Consider the following 16138-nt stretch of genomic DNA (forward strand, 5'->3'; position numbering starts at 1 on the left):
GAGACGGTCCGCCCACCGTATGCACATCAAAGAGCTCGTCCTTGACAACTTCAAGAGCTTCGGTCGCAAGACTCGAATCCCCTTCTACGAGGATTTCACCACCATCAGCGGCCCGAACGGCTCGGGCAAGTCCAACATCATCGACGCCGTCCTCTTCGCACTCGGCCTGGCCCGTACGTCGGGCATCCGCGCAGAGAAGCTGACCGACCTCATCTACAACCCCGGGCACGCCGACGAGGACGCCGAGTACAGCGGCGAGCGCCAGGCCAGCGTCGAGGTCATCCTCGCCAACGAGGATCGGACGCTCGAGCGCTCGCAGGTGGTCAACGCCGCCGGCACCGAGGACATCGGCGACGTCGACGAGATCGCCATCAAGCGCCGCGTCAAGGAGACCGAGGACAACTACTACTCCTACTACTACATCAACGGTCGCTCGGTCAACCTCGGGGACATCCAGGACCTGCTGGCCCAGGCCGGCGTCACGCCCGAGGGCTACAACGTCGTCATGCAGGGCGACGTCACCGAGATCATCAACATGACCGCCGGGTCTCGTCGGGAGATAATCGACGAGATCGCCGGCGTCGCCCAGTTCGACCAGAAGAAGGCCGACGCCTTCGAGGAACTCGAGGTGGTCCAAGACCGCATCGACGAGGCCGAACTGCGCATCGAGGAGAAGCAGGGCCGCCTCGACCAGCTCGAGGACGAACGCGAGACGGCCCTGGAGTACCAGTCGCTCCGCGAGGAGAAAGAGGAGTACGAGGGCTACCGGAAGGCCGCCGAACTCGAGGACAAGCGCGAGGAACTCGCGGCGGTCACCGAGGCCATCGACGACCTCGAGTCGGAACTGACCGACCTCCAGGCCGAACTCGACGAGCGCCAGGGGAAGGTCATCCGCCTGGAGGACGAGCTCCACGAGCTCAACAACGAGATCGAGCGCAAGGGCGAGGACGAACAGCTCGCCATCAAGCGGGAGATAGAGGAGATAAAGGGCGATATCTCGCGGCTCGAGGACAAGATCGCGACCGCCGAGGCGGCCGTCGAGGACGCCGAGAACGAGCGCCGCCAGGCGTTCGTCAAGATCGACCGCAAGCAGGAGACGGTCGACGACCTGGAGAGCGACATCCGCGAGACCAAGGTCGCGAAATCCAACGTCAAGGCCGACATCGCCGACAAGGAGAGCGAGCTCGCCGACGTCCAGTCCCGCATCGACGCCGTCGGCGAGGAGTTCGAGGAGGTCAAGGAGGAACTCGAAGCGAAACGCGAGCGCTTAGAGACGCTCAAAAGCGAGCGCAACGACCTCCAGCGCGAGCAGGACCGCCTGCTGGACGAGGCCCGTCGCCGCTCGAACGAGGAAGACGAGAAGCGAGACGCCATCGAGGACCTGGAGGCCGAGATCCCGGACCTCGAAGCCGAGATCGCGGACCTCGAGACGGAACTCGAGAAGGCAGAGAAGAACAAGGCGACCATCGGCGAAGTGGTCGACGACCTGCGCGAAGAGAAACGGGAACTGCAGTCGGACGTAGACGATCTCGAGGACGAGATCAGCGCGAAACAGCAGGAGTACGCCGAACTCGAGGCCAAGGCCGGCCAGGACGGCGACTCCTCGTACGGTCGGGCAGTCACGGCCATCCTGAACGCCGACCGGGCGGGCGTCCACGGGACCGTCGGCCAGCTGGGCGGGGTCGACCCCGAGTACGCCACCGCCTGCGAGACGGCCGCCGGCGGCCGACTCGCCCACGTCGTCGTGGACGACGACGGCGTCGGCCAGTCCTGCATCGAGTACCTGAAGTCGCGCAACGCCGGCCGGGCGACGTTCCTCCCCATCACGCAGATGCAGCCCCGAAGCCTGCCGTCCCTGCCCAGCGCAGACGGCGTCGTCGACTTCGCGTACAACCTCGTGGACTTCGACCCCGAGTACCAGGGCATCTTCTCGTACGTGCTCGGCGACACCGTCATCGTCGACGACATGAGCACAGCGCGGGACCTGATGGGCGACTACCGGATGGTCACGCTGGACGGCGACCTCGTCGAGAAGAGCGGCGCGATGACCGGCGGGTCCTCCTCGGGGACGCGCTACTCGTTCTCGGGGGGCGCTGGGAAACTAGAGCGGGTCGCACAGCGCATCACCGAACTGGAGGACCAGCGCGCCGACGTGCGCGCCGACCTCCGGGACGTCGAGGAGCGCCTCGACGATGCCCGCGACCGCGAGACCGAGGCGACCGAGCAGGTCCGCGACATCCAGCACAGCATCGAGCAGACCGAACGCGAGGTCGAGGAGACCCGCGAGCGCATCGAGCAACTCGAGGCCGACCTCGAGGAGATCGCTGGCCAGCGCGAGGCCGTCGCCGAGGAGATGGACGAGCTGGAGGCCGACATCGAGGCCAAGAACGACGAGATCGCGACGCTCCAGGGCGACATCGACGATCTCGAAGCGGAGGTCGCTGACTCGGAACTCCCGGCGCTGACCGACGAGCGTGAGGCCATCGAGGACGAGATCGACGCCCTGGAGGACCGACTGGACGACCGGGACGCCGAACTCAACGAACTGCAACTGGAGAAACAGTACGCCGAGGACGCCATCGAGGACCTCCACGACGACATCGAGGCGGCCCAGAACCGCAAGGCTGAACACGAGGAGCGCATCGTCGAACTCGAAGCGAAAGTCGAGGAGAAGGAGGCCGAGAAAGCCGAGAAGGAGGCCGAGGTCGCGGACCTCGAGGACGAACTGGCCGACCTCAAAGCGGAACGCGAGGACCTGCGCGAGGACCTCCAGGCGGCAAAGGAGGCCCGCGACGAGCAACAGGCCGCCGTCACCGAGGTCGAACGCGACCTCGAGGACGAACGCGAGACCGAGGACCGTCTCGAGTGGGAGATAGACGAGCTCGAGGGCCAGGTCGGCGACTACGACCCCGAGGACGTCCCGGACCACGACACGGTCGAGTCCGAGATCGAGCGCCTCGCCGGCGAGATGGAGGCCCTGGAACCGGTCAACATGCGCGCCATCGAAGAGTACGACCGCGTGGCCGACGACCTCGCTGATCTCGAGGACAAGCGCGAGACGCTCATCGAGGAGGCCGACGGCATCCGCGACCGCATCGAGACCTACGAGGCCCGCAAGAAGGAGACGTTCATGGCGTCGTTCGACGCCATCAACGAGCAGTTCGAGGACATCTTCGAGCGCCTCTCGAACGGCACGGGCCACCTCCACCTCGAGGACGAGGCGGACCCCTTCGAGGGCGGACTGACGATGAAGGCCCAGCCCGGCGACAAGCCCATCCAGCGGCTCAACGCCATGTCCGGCGGGGAGAAGTCCCTGACTGCGCTGGCCTTCATCTTCGCCATCCAGCGCCACAACCCCGCGCCGTTCTACGCGCTCGACGAGGTGGACGCCTTCCTCGACGCGAAGAATGCCGACCTCGTCGGCGAACTGGTCGACGAACTCGCGAGCGACGCCCAGTTCGTCGTCGTCTCGCACCGCTCGGCCCTGCTGGAACGCTCCGAGCGCGCCATCGGCGTGATGATGCAGGGCGACAACGTGAGTGCCGTGACCGGCATCGACCTCTCCGGCGACGGCCCGGAGGACGAGGAGGTGCCGGCGGATGACTAGCGAGGGGCCGACGGAGCGAAGCGACGGAGGGCCCTCGGAGAACTCGAGCGGGGAGCGAAGCGACCCGCGAGATGGCGAGAGGCCCGACGACGACATCCCCCTCGACATCACCGGACATGACGACCGCGAGCCGCCAGGCGAGTCCTCGTCAGCCGAATCGCTGTTCGGTGCCGACGAGGCCGGCGACGACGTGGACCCGACGACGAACGGGCACGTCGAGTCGCCGGGAGGCGGAGGCGACCCCGACAGCGAGGACGCCGACGAGGACGACGGCGAACCGGTCGAGGTGCTCGTCCAGCTCGCCGACGACGGCGAGATCGACCCGTGGGACATCGACGTGGTCCGGGTCACCGACAAGTTCCTCGAACGCCTCGACGAGGGCGACCTGCGGACCGGCGGCCGGGCGCTGTTCTACGCATCGGTCCTCGTCCGGATGAAGAGTGACGCCATGCTCGGCGAGGACGAGGCGGAGGACGAACCGGCGGAACCGTGGGAGCAGGCGATGACCGAGGGTGCCCCCATCGACGAACCCGACCCCTTCGCCGCGCTGGAATCCGAGATGGACCGGCGGCTCGAACGCCGGCGCGCCCGCGGGATGCCACAGACGCTGGACGAACTCGTCCGCGACCTGCGGGACGCCGAGCGCGACTCCTGGTGGAAGGAGTCCCGCGAGTACGACACCTCGGGGTCCCCGAAGGGCTTCGCCCGGGGGACACAGGAACTGGACTACCGCGGGGCCGACGACATGCGCCTCGACGACGAACCGACGGCCGAAGACGTCACCGGTACCGCCCACGCCGAGCACATCGACGACATCATCGACGACGTGTTCGCGGCGGTCCGCGAGCAGTACGAGAAGGGCCGCACGGAGGTGCTGTACCGCGAAATCGAGACCGCAGGCGGGTCCCGGGTCGAGACGTTCCTCGGCCTCCTCTTTCTGGCCCACCGCGGCCGCGTGCGACTCGAACAGGACGACCTCTTTGGCGACCTCTGGATCCAGGACCCGAGCGCGGCGACGGGGCCGGGCGAGGCCATCGCGGACTGACTCCGGTGCGAAGGCGCCACGCGGCGGAAACAGGTCTAAACCGCTCCAGCCCTAACGGTACGTAATGGCAGAGCAGTCGTCGTCGACAGGGATCCCGGAACCCGAGCGACTGGCCGACACGTTCGTCGTCTACGAGGTGGACACCTCCCCCAGCGACGGCGTGCGCTACTACGGCGAACCGCTGACCGAGGCCGAGCAGGTCGTCCAGCGGGTCGCGCCGTGGTTCCGCAAACGGGGGTACCGGGTCTCACTGCGCCACGAGACCGGCGAGTACGTCCTGGTCGCCACCGAGCGGTCGCTCGGCGTCGACGGAATCCCGTGGGTCAACGTCACGCTGGCACTGGTGACGCTCCTCTCGACGCTCTACGCGGGCACCCGGTGGTACGGGCTCTCGGTACCCGAGGACCCGACCGCACTGGTGGCCGCCTGGCCTTTCGCCGTGTCCGTGCTGGGCGTCCTGGCCGTCCACGAGTTCGGCCACTACGCGCTGTCGCGCCGCCACGAGGTGCAAGCGAGCCTCCCGTACTTCATCCCGCTCCCGAACCTGCTGGGGACGCTCGGGGCGGTCATCCGCATGCGTGACAACATGCCCTCGCGGCGGGCCCTGTTCGACATCGGCGTCGCCGGGCCGCTGGCCGGCCTGGCAGCGACGGTGGTCGTCACGGCGATCGGCGTCACGCTCCCGCCGGTCGAGGTCACGCGCGGCATCGCCACCCGCGTCGAACTCGGCTACCCCCTCCTGCTCCAGGGCGTCGCGGCGCTCATGGGCGAGCAACTCACCTACGCGGACCCGCGGCTCCTCCCGAACCCGGTCGTCATCGGCGGGTGGGTCGGTGCCTTCGTGACCTTCCTGAACCTCCTCCCCGTCGGACAGCTGGACGGCGCCCACGTCACCCGGGCGCTGGTCGGTGACCGGATGCGCCTCGTCCAGCGGGCCGTCCCCGTCGCCCTGTTCGGCCTGGCCGGCTACCTCTACGTCTTCGAGGGTGGCCGTGCCGCCGCGCTGTGGGCGTTCTGGGGCGTCCTGACGCTCGTGTTCAGCCGGGCCGGCTCGGTCACGCCGGTCGACGAGACGTCCCTCGGGACCAGGCGCAAGGCCGTGGGCCTCCTGACACTCGTTCTCGGCGCGCTCTGTTTCGTCCCCATCCCGCTGGTGCTGGGCTGACGGCGACGGGGCCGACGACGCTCAGCCGGCCGAACGGAGCCGCTCTGGGGCCACGGTCGACGCGTTCGAACTCCCTCGATGACCCGGGGTCCCGGTCTGGAAGACAGATCCCGTCCGGTGACGAATCCACGGGGTCTTAATCCCCGTGGACGGACAGTCGGTCGATGGACCGCGAACGGATCCTGGCGACGGCGCCGCTTCTCGCGGCGGTCGTGTGGGGCGGCATGTACGTCGTCAGCAAGTGGGGGTTCAGCGAGATTCCGCCGCTCACGCTCGCCTTCCTCCGCGTCGCACTCGGTGCTGGTGTCCTCTACCTGGTCGTTCGGCTGACGACGCCGACCCGGTCGTTCTCCCCGACGGAGTGGCGACGGTTCGCCGCGCTCGCGGTCTGGCTCACGGCGGCGCTCACGACCCAGTTCGTCGGGACGGACCTGACGAACGCGAGTCAGGGCTCGTTGCTCACTATCCTGACGCCCGTCTTCATGGTCGGGCTCGGCGTGGTCGCGCTCGGTGAACGCCTCACCGGCGGGAAGCTGGCCGGCATCGGCCTCGCCTGTGTCGGCACGCTCGTCGTCCTCCTGGGGCAGTACGACGTCAGTGCGCTGGCGAGCGGGAGCGGCATCGGCGGCGGCCTCCTGCTGCTCTCGGCGTTCAGTTTCGCCGCGTTCTCCGTGTACGCGAAACCGCTCATCGAACGGTACTCAGCACTCGAGACGGCCACGTACGCCACCGTCCTGTCGGTGCCGCTGTTCGGGGCGCTGGTTCCGGTCGAACTGTATGTGCGCCCCAACGCCCTCAGCGCCGTCTCGGTGACGCTCCCCGTCGTCGGCGCCGTGCTCTATCTCGGCCTCCTGAGCACCGCGGCGGCCTGGTACTGGTGGTACAAGGGCATGGAGTACGCCGACGCCAGTACGGTCGCGGTGTACTTCTTCGCCCAGCCGGTCGTCGGCGTCGCCCTCGGGGCCGCCCTCCTCGGCGAGCGGACCGGACTCAGCGTGGTCGGTGGGGGTGCGCTACTCGTGCTTGGCGTCTTCCTCGTGAACAGGGCCGACTAGCCCGGGCGTCGTTCGATGGCGGCTGTCCACACCTTCGGCCGCGGCCCCCCGCTTTACCACCGACCCGACAGGGGAAACAACGACGTACGTGGCCGACGTACCGGCGTCTATGAGCAACCGAGCGCCCCTGCTCGAACCCGACGCCGAGGAGATCCGTCTCGTCATCGAGCGACTGCTCGACGAGACGGTCGACCGGGACGAGTCCTTCGAACTGGAACTCGAGGACCTCGAGGTGGCGGTGCCCCTCCGGTTCGGCGAGGACGCGCCGACGGCCACGTGGGGGCTGAACGGCAGCGTCACGGTCACCGTCGACGGCGTCCGGGCCCCCCTGCGCGAGTGGATCGAACTCCACGAGGACCGCCTGGTCGAAGAGCGGGTCGACTGAGTCGGAAGCCCTCGACGTGTGGGCGGAGGTCGAGTGCCAGCGTCCGGACCGAGGCGGGGGCCGACGCCGTCGACGACTGCTGTCCTGGCTTGGCCCGACCACACGCGACGCCCGCACGAGACTACGGACGATGGTCGACGACCCGACCGGGGTCGCTCACTCGAGACGTCGCCAGCCGTCCCCGGTCGCGGTGACGATGTCTCGCCGCTCCATCTCGGTCAGGACCTCCCCCAGTCGCCCGGGCTGGGCGATCTCGAGTTCGGTGTGGCTGACGTCGTGGTACGACCGGAGCAACTCCCGGACGTCGTCCTCGTCGTGGACCGACGCCGCGCTCTTGTCCATGACGCCGGCGAGGAGTTCGCACATGTCCTCGACGAAGTTCCACGGGTAGACGACCCAGGTCCACTCCTCTAAGTACTCCCCGACGAAGTCCGGTTCGTGCTCGCTGGTGTCGAGCAGCTGCAGTGTCGCCGTCCGGACGCTGCTCGGGTCGCGCTCGCGGACCGTCTCCGCGGCCGTCTCGATCGACTTGCCCGTGTCGGCGATGTCGTCGACGATGAGCACGTCCTTGCCGGCGACGGCGCCGTCGGCGAGGGGGTACCGAACTTCGGCTTCCTCGCCGGTCTGGGCCGTCCCGACGTAGTGTTCGATCTTCAGGCTCGCCAGGTCGTCCAGGCCGAGGAAGTCACACAGGCAGCGGCCCCCGAACCAGCCGCCGCGGGCCAGCGCGACGACGACGTCGGGGTCGAACTCGGCGGCCCTGACGTCGTCGGCCACGTCGCGACAGAGACCGTAGATGTACTCCCAGTTGGTGATGGTACACGGGAACTCGTCCGGTAACTCGCCCATGGGGGGAAGTCGGTCGGCGCGGCACCTTAACGGTTTCAGAACGGCCACGGCCCGCCCGAGCGGGCCGGTGTCGGTTGCGGCCACCAGCAGAACTAACCCGGGCGTGGTCCAACGGGGGGTCATGGAGACGCGACAGGCGCTGCTCGTCGACGCGTTCGCTGACGAACCCATGGCGGGCAACCCCGCCGGGGTGGTCCCGGACGCCGACGGGTTGGCCGACGACCAGCTGCAGGCCATCGCGAGCGAACTCGGCGCCAGCGAGACGGCGTTCGTCCTGCCGAGCGAGGCCGCCGACCGGCGCCTCCGCTTTTTCACGCCCGAGCAAGAGGTCGACAACTGCGGGCACGCGACGGTCGCCGCCCACGCCGCGCTGTTCGAGCGCGGCGTGCTCGAGGCCGGCGAGTACACGATGGAGACCGGGCGGGGGACCTACGACGTCGAGTGCAAGCTCGACGGGACGGTCTGGACCGACCAGGGCACGGCCGACGTCGAGCTCGTCGACTATCCGCTGGACGCCGTAGCCGACGCGCTCGGCGTCGACGACGCGACGCTGCGGGACGTCGGCGCGGACATGCCACTCGCCGTCGGCGACACCGGGTTCCCGTGGCTCCTGGTCCCGATAAACTACTTCGAGCACCTGAGCGGGGCCGACCCCGACATGCGAGCCATCGAATCGCTCTGTGAGGACGTCGGCGCGCAGGGGCTGTACGCGTTCACGTTCGACACCATCAGCGGCGAGGCGACCCTGCACGGGCGGGCGTTCGCACCGCTGGTCGGCATCGAGGAGGACCCGGTGACCGGGACGGCCGCGGGGGCCTGTGCCGCTCACGTCCGCCGGCAGGGCGCTCTCGACGACACCGTCGACCAGGTCGTCGTCGAACAGGGCCACTTCCTCGACCGGCCGGGTACCGTGAAGGTGGACACCGACGGCCACGCGGTGTGGATCGGCGGGCGGGCCGTGACGACCCTCGACGGGTCGCTGGCGGTCCCGGCGGCGGACACGTCCGACGACATCATCGAGGTCTGATTTGTTCGCCCCCGAGTAAACCACCGGCCTCGGATGCCGTGACCGGAAGACCCATAGTTCATCTTCGTGACCTTCCAGACGAGTCAATGCCTACATTGTGGCTCGACGACATCGGTGCCGACGACCTCGAGACGGTCGGTGGCAAGGCGGCGTCTCTCGGAGAACTGACTGCGGCGGGGCTCCCGGTCCCGTCGGCGTTCGTCGTCACCGCCGACACGTATCGGTCGTTCATCGAAGCAACTGGCATCGACGAACCGCTGTTCGAGGCGGTCGACGTCGACACCGACGATTCGCACGCGCTGGCCGAGGCGGCAGAGCGTGCCCAGGAACTGATCCTCGAGACGGACCTGCCCGCGGCGGTCCGCGAGGACCTGCTGGCGGCCTACGACGAGATGGGTGACGCCGACGTCGCCGTCCGCTCCTCGGCGACCGCGGAGGATCTCCCGGACGCCTCGTTCGCCGGGCAACAGGACACCTACCTCAACGTCTCGCGGGCCGACCTGCTCCGGCGGGTCAAGGAGTGCTGGGCCTCGCTTTTCACCCAGCGGGCCATCTACTACCGCAAGGAGAACGGCTTCGACCACGACGTGGTCAACATCGCCGTCGTCGTCCAGCAGATGGTCGACGCCGAGAAGTCGGGCGTCATGTTCACGAGCCACCCCTCGACCGGCGCCCCGAAGGCCATCCTCGAGGCCGCCTGGGGCCTGGGCGAGGCCGTCGTCTCGGGGGCCGTCTCGCCCGACAACTACGTCGTCGACCGGACCTCCGGCGAGATCGAGGAGGTGACCGTCGCCGAAAAGCGGGTGATGTGCGTGCGGGGCGACGACGGCGAGACAATCGAGCGCTCCGTCCCCGAGGAGAAACGCGAGGAGCGCGTCCTCTCGGCCGACGAGATACGCCGCCTCATCGAGGTCGGCGAGCGCGTCGAGGCGCACTACGACACGCCACAGGACGTCGAGTGGGCCATCTTCGAAGACGAGGTGTACCTCCTGCAGTCCCGGCCCATCACGACCATCGACGAGGGCACGAGCGCCCCGGAGACAAGCGCCCAGCGGGCCGAACCGACGGAAGGTTCCGGCGCCGCCGACGGCGGGTCGATGCAGGCACAGAGCGACGACGTCCGTCTCTCCGGCCTCGGGTCCAGTCCCGGGCGGGTGACCGGCACCGTCAAGATCGTCGACAAACTCGACAACCTGGACAAGGTCGAGGAGGGCGACATCATCGTCACCGAGATGACCACGCCGGACATGGTGCCGGCGATGAAGCGCGCGGCCGGCCTCGTCACCGACCAGGGCGGGATGACGAGCCACGCGGCCATCGTCTCGCGGGAACTCGGCGTCCCGGCTGTCGTCGGCGCCGACGACGCGACCGACCGCCTGCGCGACGGCCAGCGCGTCACGCTCGACGGCGACATGGGCACCGTCGAACAGGGTACGGCCATCTCCGAGGACGCCGAGGAAGAGGACGTGCCGAGCGTCGAACCCCACTCGCCGGTCAAGCCGATGACCGGGACGGAGGTGAAGGTCAACGTCTCCATCCCCGAGGCGGCCGAGCGCGCGGCCGCGACGGGTGCCGACGGCGTCGGCCTGCTCCGCATCGAGCACATGATCCTCTCGACGAACAAGACGCCCGCGCGCTACGTCGAGGACCACGGCGAGCGCGCATACGTCGACGAGATCGTCGACGGCGTCCGGAGCGTCGCCGAGGCCTTCTACCCCCGGCCGGTACGGGTCCGGACGCTCGACGCCCCCTCCGACGAGTTCCGCCAGCTCCAGGGCGGCGAGGACGAACCAAGCGAGCACAACCCGATGCTGGGCTACCGGGGTATCCGGCGTTCGCTCGACCGGCCCGACGAGTTCAGACTCGAACTGCGCGCGTTCGAACGCCTCTTTGACCTGGGCTACGACAACGTCGAGCTGATGCTCCCGCTGGTGACCGACGCGGAGGACGTCCTGCGGGCGAAGGCGCTGATGGAGGAGGTCGGCATCGACCCCGAGAAGCGCGACTGGGGCGTGATGATAGAGACGCCTGCCAGCGCGCTGGGCATCGAGCAACTGTGCGAGGCGGGCCTGGACTTCGTCTCCTTTGGCACGAACGACCTCACGCAGTACACGCTGGCGGTCGACCGGAACAACAACAACGTCGCCGACCGCTTCGACGAGCTCCACCCCGCCGTGCTGGACCTGATGGGCCAGGTCATCGGGACCTGTCGCGAGTACGACGTTGCGACGAGTATCTGCGGGCAGGCGGCCTCGAAGCCGCGGATGGTCCAGTTCCTCGTCGACGAGGGCGTCACCTCCATCTCGGCGAACATCGACGCCGTGCGCGACGTCCAACACGAGGTCAAGCGCGTCGAGCAGCGCCTCCTGCTCGAATCGGTTCGCTGACCGGCCTTACAGTTCGCTGTCCGGAACCACGACCACTTTGCCGAACCCGTCTCGCTCCTCGATGAGCCGGTGGGCCTCCTGAATCTCGCTCATCGGCAGGGTCTCGCGGATGCGGGGCTCGACGGTCCCGTCCCACACGAGGTCCAGGGCCTCCTCGGCCTGTCCGTGGGTGGCCATCGTCGACCCGATGACCTGCAGCTGGTTCCAGAAGATGCGATTGAGGTCCGTCTCCGGACGGCCGCCGGTCGTCGCGCCGCAGGTGACCACGCGCCCGCCCTTCGCGAGGCTCTTCAGCGAGTCCTGCCAGGTGTCGGCCCCGACGTGGTCGACGACCATGTCGACGCCGCGGTAGTCCGTCAGGTCCCGAACCTCGTCGGCGAAGTCGTCCTCGGCGTAGGCCAGCTTCGCGTCGGTGCTCGCCGTCGCGAACACCTCCGCGCCGGCGTGGGCGGCCACCTGGACGGCGGCGTGGCCGACGCCGCCCGACGCCCCGAGGACGAGCACCGACTCGCCGACCTTGAGGTCGCCCCGGTCGCGGAGCATCCGCCACGCGGTCATGAACACGAGGGGGGCGGCCGCGGCCGTCTCCCAGTCGACGCCCTCTGGGACCGGCGCGAGGTTAGCCTCGGGAACCGCCGCGAACTCGCTGTGGACGCCCCGGACGTGCTCGCCGATGATGTGGAAGTCGGGTGCCAGCGTCGGATCGCCCTTGCGGCTGAACTCGTCGTCGCCGCCGCTCCTCCCGGCCAGCAACGCGACCCGGTCGCCGGGTTCGAACCGCGTGACGCCCTCGCCGACCTCCGTGACGACGCCCGCGCCGTCGCTGCCCGGGATGTGGGGCATGTCGAGGTCGACGCCCGGCAACCCCCGCCGGGTGTGGACGTCGAGGTGGTTCAACGAGGCGGCCTTGATGTCGACGAGGGCCTCCCCTCGCCCACACTCCGGGTCGGGGAACTCGTCGTAGGTGAGCACGTCTCTGTCGCCGTGGGTGTCGAACTGAACTGCCTGCATCGTTTGCACGATGGTCGTGGGTGCTACTTAACCTCGTACGCCGGCGGCACCGACGGCGACACGGCGGCGGTCCGTCCATCGGGGTATCGAACAAAACCGATAAACCAGTTCCCCCCGTCACTGCCGACAGCATGCTCCAGCGGGCCGAGCCACAGGATTTCGACCGGGTGCTCTCGTCGATGTGCACCGTCCCCCATCCTGCGGCCTACGAGGCGGCCAAGCGCTTTCTCGCGACCAACCCCGGCGACCCGGGCACCTACGAGACCATCGCGGACCTCGAGCGGGAGGCCGTCGACTACCTCGGCGAGCTCGCTGGACTCGCCGACCCCGCGGGATACGTCGCCTCCGGCGGGACGGAGGCCAACATCCAGGCGCTGCGGCTCGCCCGCAACCGGGCCGACACCGACGACCCGAACGTCGTCGCGCCGGTCCACGCGCACTTCTCCTTTACCAAGGCCGCCGACGTGCTCGGCGTCGAGTTGCGCACCGCACCGGCCAGGGACCACCGCGTCGACGTCGACGCGATGCAGCGCCTGGTCGACGAGGACACGGTCTGTGTCGTCGGCGTCGCCGGCTCCACCGAGTACGGCTTCGTCGACCCGATCCCCGCCGTCGCCGACCTCGCTGCCGACGCGGGGGCGCTCTGTCACGTCGACGCGGCCTGGGGCGGGTTCTACCTCCCGTTTACCGACCACGACTGGCACTTCGGGCACGCCGAGGTCGACACGATGACTATCGACCCGCACAAGGTGGGCCAGGCCGTCGTCCCCGCCGGCGGCCTGCTGGCCCGGTCGCGCTCCCTGCTCGACGACCTCGCCGTCGAGACGCCCTATCTGGAGTCGACCGACCAGCTGACCATGACAGGGACACGGTCGGGAGCCGGCGTCGCCTCGGCCGTCGCCGCCATGGAGGCGCTGTGGCCCGACGGCTACCGCGAGCAGTACGAGCGCTCGATGGCCAACGCCGAGTGGCTGACCGAACAGCTCGACGCGCGCGGTCACGACGTCGTCGGGCCGGAACTCCCGCTGGTGGCGGCGGACCTCTCGGTGCCGATGACCGACGAACTGCGCGACCGGGGCTGGCGCGTCTCGAAGACCGGCTCCGGCGAGATGCGGGTCGTCTGCATGCCCCACGTCACCCGGTCGATGCTGCGGTCCTTCGTCGCGGATCTGGACTGGTACTGACGGCGTCGTGTCCGGCGAACGAAGTGGGCCGGTTTTCCCCCCGGTTCTGCGACGAGCGGTTCGCGGAGCGCACCCGAGGAAGCAAAAGGTGGTTGGTCGCGGATCCGGACTGGTACCGAGCCGCCGGGGTCTCCGGCCCACGTCGAGTGAATACGTCACGTCGTGACGCAATTCGTCCGAGGGTGACCTAAAGCCGGTACACGCGATACTGAAGGGTGGGTATGGGCCTGTTCAGTAGCGAACCGGCGGCTCGGGTGTGTGGAATCGCAATCGACGACTACGGCCTGCGGATTTCGACGATGTCCTGCGAGGACCGCACGCTGTCGAGTCCAGCGGACGGGGAGTTCGTCGGGATGCTGGACGGACCAGCCACGGCCCGGGCGAGGGGCATCGACGAGACGTTGACGGCGCTCGCGGGACGGACGGTGCCGCTTCTCGAGGCCGAAGACAGGGACGCTATGGGGCGCAGTGCGTCCGCCCGCGACGGCTATGCAGACCGCCTCGCGGAACTGTTCGACGAAATCGACGACGACGGCTGGGACGGGGAGACCGTCGTCGCGATGCCGCCGGACTACGCCGACAGCTCGGCACTCGAGCTCCAGGGGGTCGTCGAAGACAGCGGGTTCGACGTCCGGCAAGTCGTCACGCACGATGCCGCATCGAGCGTACTGGGTGCGGTCGATCACGAGATCAACACCGACGCGAGCGGCAGCCACCCGATCGTCACCGTCGACCTCGGGCTACGGGCGGTCACGGTGACCCTCGCGTCGGTGAACCTCGACGAAGGCCGCGTTCGAGTGCGCGCTCGCGACAGCGTCGACGCCGGCCTGGTCGACTTGCTCGGGCACACTGCGGTGAACGCGATCGAGGACTCCCGGCTGACACCCGACGAGGTGACCCTCGAGATGGAGACGGGACTGTATCCGGCCATCCGACAGATATTCGACCCGTACACGGACTCCGCTCGCGGCGAAATCGAGGTCGGCGGCGAAACGATGCCGGTCACGGTGAGCACCGAGCACTTCATCGGCCTGTTCGCGGACGTCGCCTCGTTCGCGGAGATGGCTGCGACGGAGTTCGTCGTCGAGGCGGGGTACGTCCCGCGGGAAGTCGACCGCGTCCTCATCTCCGGCCTCGGCAGCGAGGGCGACTCCGGCGGCGACCTGACCGCACAGATCGCGGCCAGATTCACCAGCGAGGACTCGATGGCAGCCGAGGTCGGTGCCGGATACGCGCCCGAGAGCGTCTACTACGGGAACGAGATGATGCCGGACGTCGGCGCCGCCGACGTCGCCCGTGAGGCCCACGCCCTCGGACGGGACCTCGATATGCTGGAGACGCTGGACGTGGAGGCGACGTGATGTCTCGTGTGGACGACACCGACTCCGGCGCCCGCTCTGGGAGCGCCAGGAAGCCGACGGAGTTCACGGCCGACGACCTGCTCGAAGAGTACGCCGAGACCTGGAGCGTCGCGAGCGACCTCGTCGAGGCGGCGACGGTGCAGCACGTCGAGCAGTGGGACGCGACGAAGGAGATCGAACGGACGCTCACCGTCACGGAGTCCCGGCGAACGATCTCCGTGGAACCGTCTGATGCGCCGTCTCGAGAGTCGGCCGTCCCGATCGACGAGCGCTACGAGCACGCACCGGATGGGTTCGAGGCTGCGACGGTGACGTTCGTGGACTTCGAGAACGCGTCGCTCGTGAGCTGTACGGACTGCGGGGGAAGCGGCCGAGAGGCCTGCAGCGAGTGCGACCGCCGGACGGTCGTCGAGTGCGAGGCGTGTGGCGGGGACGGCGCCGACGACTGCGGGGAGTGTGGCGGCGACGGCGCACGGACGTGTGGTTCCTGCAACGGCACGGGCGACCACGGGGACGCCAGGTGCAGTCGCTGCAACGGCACCGGCGAGACGACCTGCGAGACGTGCAACGCGACGGGGGAGCGTCGGTGCCCGACGTGCGACGGCGCTGGCGACGTGACCTGCCCGAACTGCTCGGGGAACGGCGACGTGCCGTGTGGCACCTGTTCGGGTACGGGTGAACTGTACGAAACGACGCGGGGGACGCTGGAGTACGAACCGGCGTCGACGTTCTCCGTGGCGGACGCGAGCGGGGCCGACGAGTCGTGGTTCGAGGACGTCGAGGGCGACCGCCTCGACAGGACGGTTCGGGAGACGCCGGACCGTGCCGACGAGGGCGGCAGCGCGACGGTCAAACACGAGATCGAACAGCGCTCGGTCCCCGTAACGAAGGTCACCTACGAGTACGGCGACGACCAGTACGACCTGTTCGAGGTGGCGCGGGACCTCCACAGCCACTCGGCCCCGAAGTCGACCACGAGACGCCTCCTGCCGCTCGTCGCCGGGCTCGTCGTCGCCGCGGGCGCGGGGTACTACATCATGTTCGTCCTCTGAGTCGGGTCCG

General features: G+C 68.9%; 12 protein-coding genes. 10 read left to right on the plus strand and 2 right to left on the minus strand.

Going from position 1 to position 16138, the window contains the following annotated elements; translation table 11 throughout:
• The first annotated feature begins 19 nt into the window (after window positions 1-19).
• The 5 genes from smc to P1K88_RS06945 all read left to right on the plus strand — a co-directional run bounded on the left by smc (window position 20) and on the right by P1K88_RS06945 (window position 7257).
• Window positions 20-3607, plus strand: a complete 3588-nt coding sequence (smc, locus tag P1K88_RS06925; RefSeq protein ID WP_276413651.1) for a chromosome segregation protein SMC — start codon at window positions 20-22, stop codon at window positions 3605-3607.
• Window positions 3600-4652, plus strand: a complete 1053-nt coding sequence (locus P1K88_RS06930) for a segregation and condensation protein A (RefSeq protein WP_276413653.1) — start codon at window positions 3600-3602, stop codon at window positions 4650-4652. The genes smc and P1K88_RS06930 overlap by 8 nt, the downstream gene beginning before the upstream one ends.
• Window positions 4653-4716: 64 nt before the next feature.
• Window positions 4717-5817, plus strand: coding sequence for a site-2 protease family protein (locus P1K88_RS06935; protein WP_276413655.1), 1101 nt, complete (start codon window positions 4717-4719; stop codon window positions 5815-5817).
• A 164-nt stretch (window positions 5818-5981) separates the two neighbouring features.
• The gene (locus tag P1K88_RS06940; RefSeq protein WP_276413657.1) at window positions 5982-6872 is read left to right on the plus strand and encodes a DMT family transporter; all 891 of its coding nucleotides are present in this window, start codon (window positions 5982-5984) and stop codon (window positions 6870-6872) included.
• Window positions 6873-6981: 109 nt separating this feature from the next.
• Window positions 6982-7257, plus strand: a complete 276-nt coding sequence (locus P1K88_RS06945) for a hypothetical protein (protein WP_276413659.1) — start codon at window positions 6982-6984, stop codon at window positions 7255-7257.
• Between the two features lie 156 nt (window positions 7258-7413).
• Here the strand turns inward: P1K88_RS06945 and P1K88_RS06950 are convergent, their stop codons facing one another.
• Window positions 7414-8106, minus strand: coding sequence for a phosphoribosyltransferase (locus P1K88_RS06950; RefSeq protein ID WP_276413661.1), 693 nt, complete (start codon window positions 8104-8106; stop codon window positions 7414-7416).
• Between the two features lie 121 nt (window positions 8107-8227).
• On the opposite strand from P1K88_RS06950, the gene P1K88_RS06955 reads away from it, so the two are divergent.
• Both P1K88_RS06955 and ppsA read left to right on the plus strand, forming a co-directional pair.
• On the plus strand, window positions 8228-9133 hold the full coding sequence (locus P1K88_RS06955; RefSeq protein ID WP_276413663.1) for a PhzF family phenazine biosynthesis protein: 906 nt from the start codon (window positions 8228-8230) through the stop codon (window positions 9131-9133).
• Window positions 9134-9219: 86 nt separating this feature from the next.
• Window positions 9220-11520: a phosphoenolpyruvate synthase gene (gene ppsA, locus P1K88_RS06960; protein ID WP_276413665.1), complete on the plus strand. Its 2301-nt coding sequence runs from the start codon at window positions 9220-9222 to the stop codon at window positions 11518-11520.
• A 6-nt stretch (window positions 11521-11526) separates the two neighbouring features.
• Here the strand turns inward: ppsA and P1K88_RS06965 are convergent, their stop codons facing one another.
• Window positions 11527-12531 (minus strand): zinc-binding dehydrogenase, encoded by a 1005-nt coding sequence (locus P1K88_RS06965; RefSeq protein ID WP_276413667.1) that lies wholly within the window; start codon window positions 12529-12531, stop codon window positions 11527-11529.
• Between the two features lie 131 nt (window positions 12532-12662).
• Here P1K88_RS06965 and mfnA point away from each other — a divergent pair, with 131 nt between their 5' ends.
• The 3 genes from mfnA (at window position 12663) to P1K88_RS06980 (ending at window position 16128) form a co-directional block, all read left to right on the plus strand.
• Window positions 12663-13715, plus strand: a complete 1053-nt coding sequence (mfnA, locus tag P1K88_RS06970; protein ID WP_276413669.1) for a tyrosine decarboxylase MfnA — start codon at window positions 12663-12665, stop codon at window positions 13713-13715.
• Window positions 13716-13936: 221 nt separating this feature from the next.
• Window positions 13937-15076, plus strand: a complete 1140-nt coding sequence (locus P1K88_RS06975) for a hypothetical protein (protein ID WP_276413671.1) — start codon at window positions 13937-13939, stop codon at window positions 15074-15076.
• Window positions 15076-16128 (plus strand): hypothetical protein, encoded by a 1053-nt coding sequence (locus tag P1K88_RS06980; RefSeq protein WP_276413673.1) that lies wholly within the window; start codon window positions 15076-15078, stop codon window positions 16126-16128. Before P1K88_RS06975 ends, P1K88_RS06980 begins: the two co-directional genes overlap by 1 nt.
• Window positions 16129-16138 lie beyond the last annotated feature (10 nt).

The organism is Haloarcula halobia (genome assembly GCF_029338255.1).
GTDB lineage: Archaea > Halobacteriota > Halobacteria > Halobacteriales > Haloarculaceae > Haloarcula > Haloarcula halobia.

Bases quoted from the DNA above. Each gene is read 5' to 3' on its own strand.
- P1K88_RS06980 (WP_276413673.1), top strand. From the start codon at position 15,076: ATGTCTCGTGTGGACGACACCGACTCCGGCGCCCGCTCTGGGAGCGCC.
- P1K88_RS06965 (WP_276413667.1), bottom strand. From the start codon at position 12,531: ATGCAGGCAGTTCAGTTCGACACCCACGGCGACAGAGACGTGCTCACC.
- P1K88_RS06945 (WP_276413659.1), top strand. From the start codon at position 6,982: ATGAGCAACCGAGCGCCCCTGCTCGAACCCGACGCCGAGGAGATCCGT.
- smc (WP_276413651.1), top strand. From the start codon at position 20: ATGCACATCAAAGAGCTCGTCCTTGACAACTTCAAGAGCTTCGGTCGC.
- P1K88_RS06940 (WP_276413657.1), top strand. From the start codon at position 5,982: ATGGACCGCGAACGGATCCTGGCGACGGCGCCGCTTCTCGCGGCGGTC.
- ppsA (WP_276413665.1), top strand. From the start codon at position 9,220: ATGCCTACATTGTGGCTCGACGACATCGGTGCCGACGACCTCGAGACG.
- P1K88_RS06950 (WP_276413661.1), bottom strand. From the start codon at position 8,106: ATGGGCGAGTTACCGGACGAGTTCCCGTGTACCATCACCAACTGGGAG.
- P1K88_RS06930 (WP_276413653.1), top strand. From the start codon at position 3,600: ATGACTAGCGAGGGGCCGACGGAGCGAAGCGACGGAGGGCCCTCGGAG.
- mfnA (WP_276413669.1), top strand. From the start codon at position 12,663: ATGCTCCAGCGGGCCGAGCCACAGGATTTCGACCGGGTGCTCTCGTCG.
- P1K88_RS06975 (WP_276413671.1), top strand. From the start codon at position 13,937: ATGGGCCTGTTCAGTAGCGAACCGGCGGCTCGGGTGTGTGGAATCGCA.
- P1K88_RS06955 (WP_276413663.1), top strand. From the start codon at position 8,228: ATGGAGACGCGACAGGCGCTGCTCGTCGACGCGTTCGCTGACGAACCC.
- P1K88_RS06935 (WP_276413655.1), top strand. From the start codon at position 4,717: ATGGCAGAGCAGTCGTCGTCGACAGGGATCCCGGAACCCGAGCGACTG.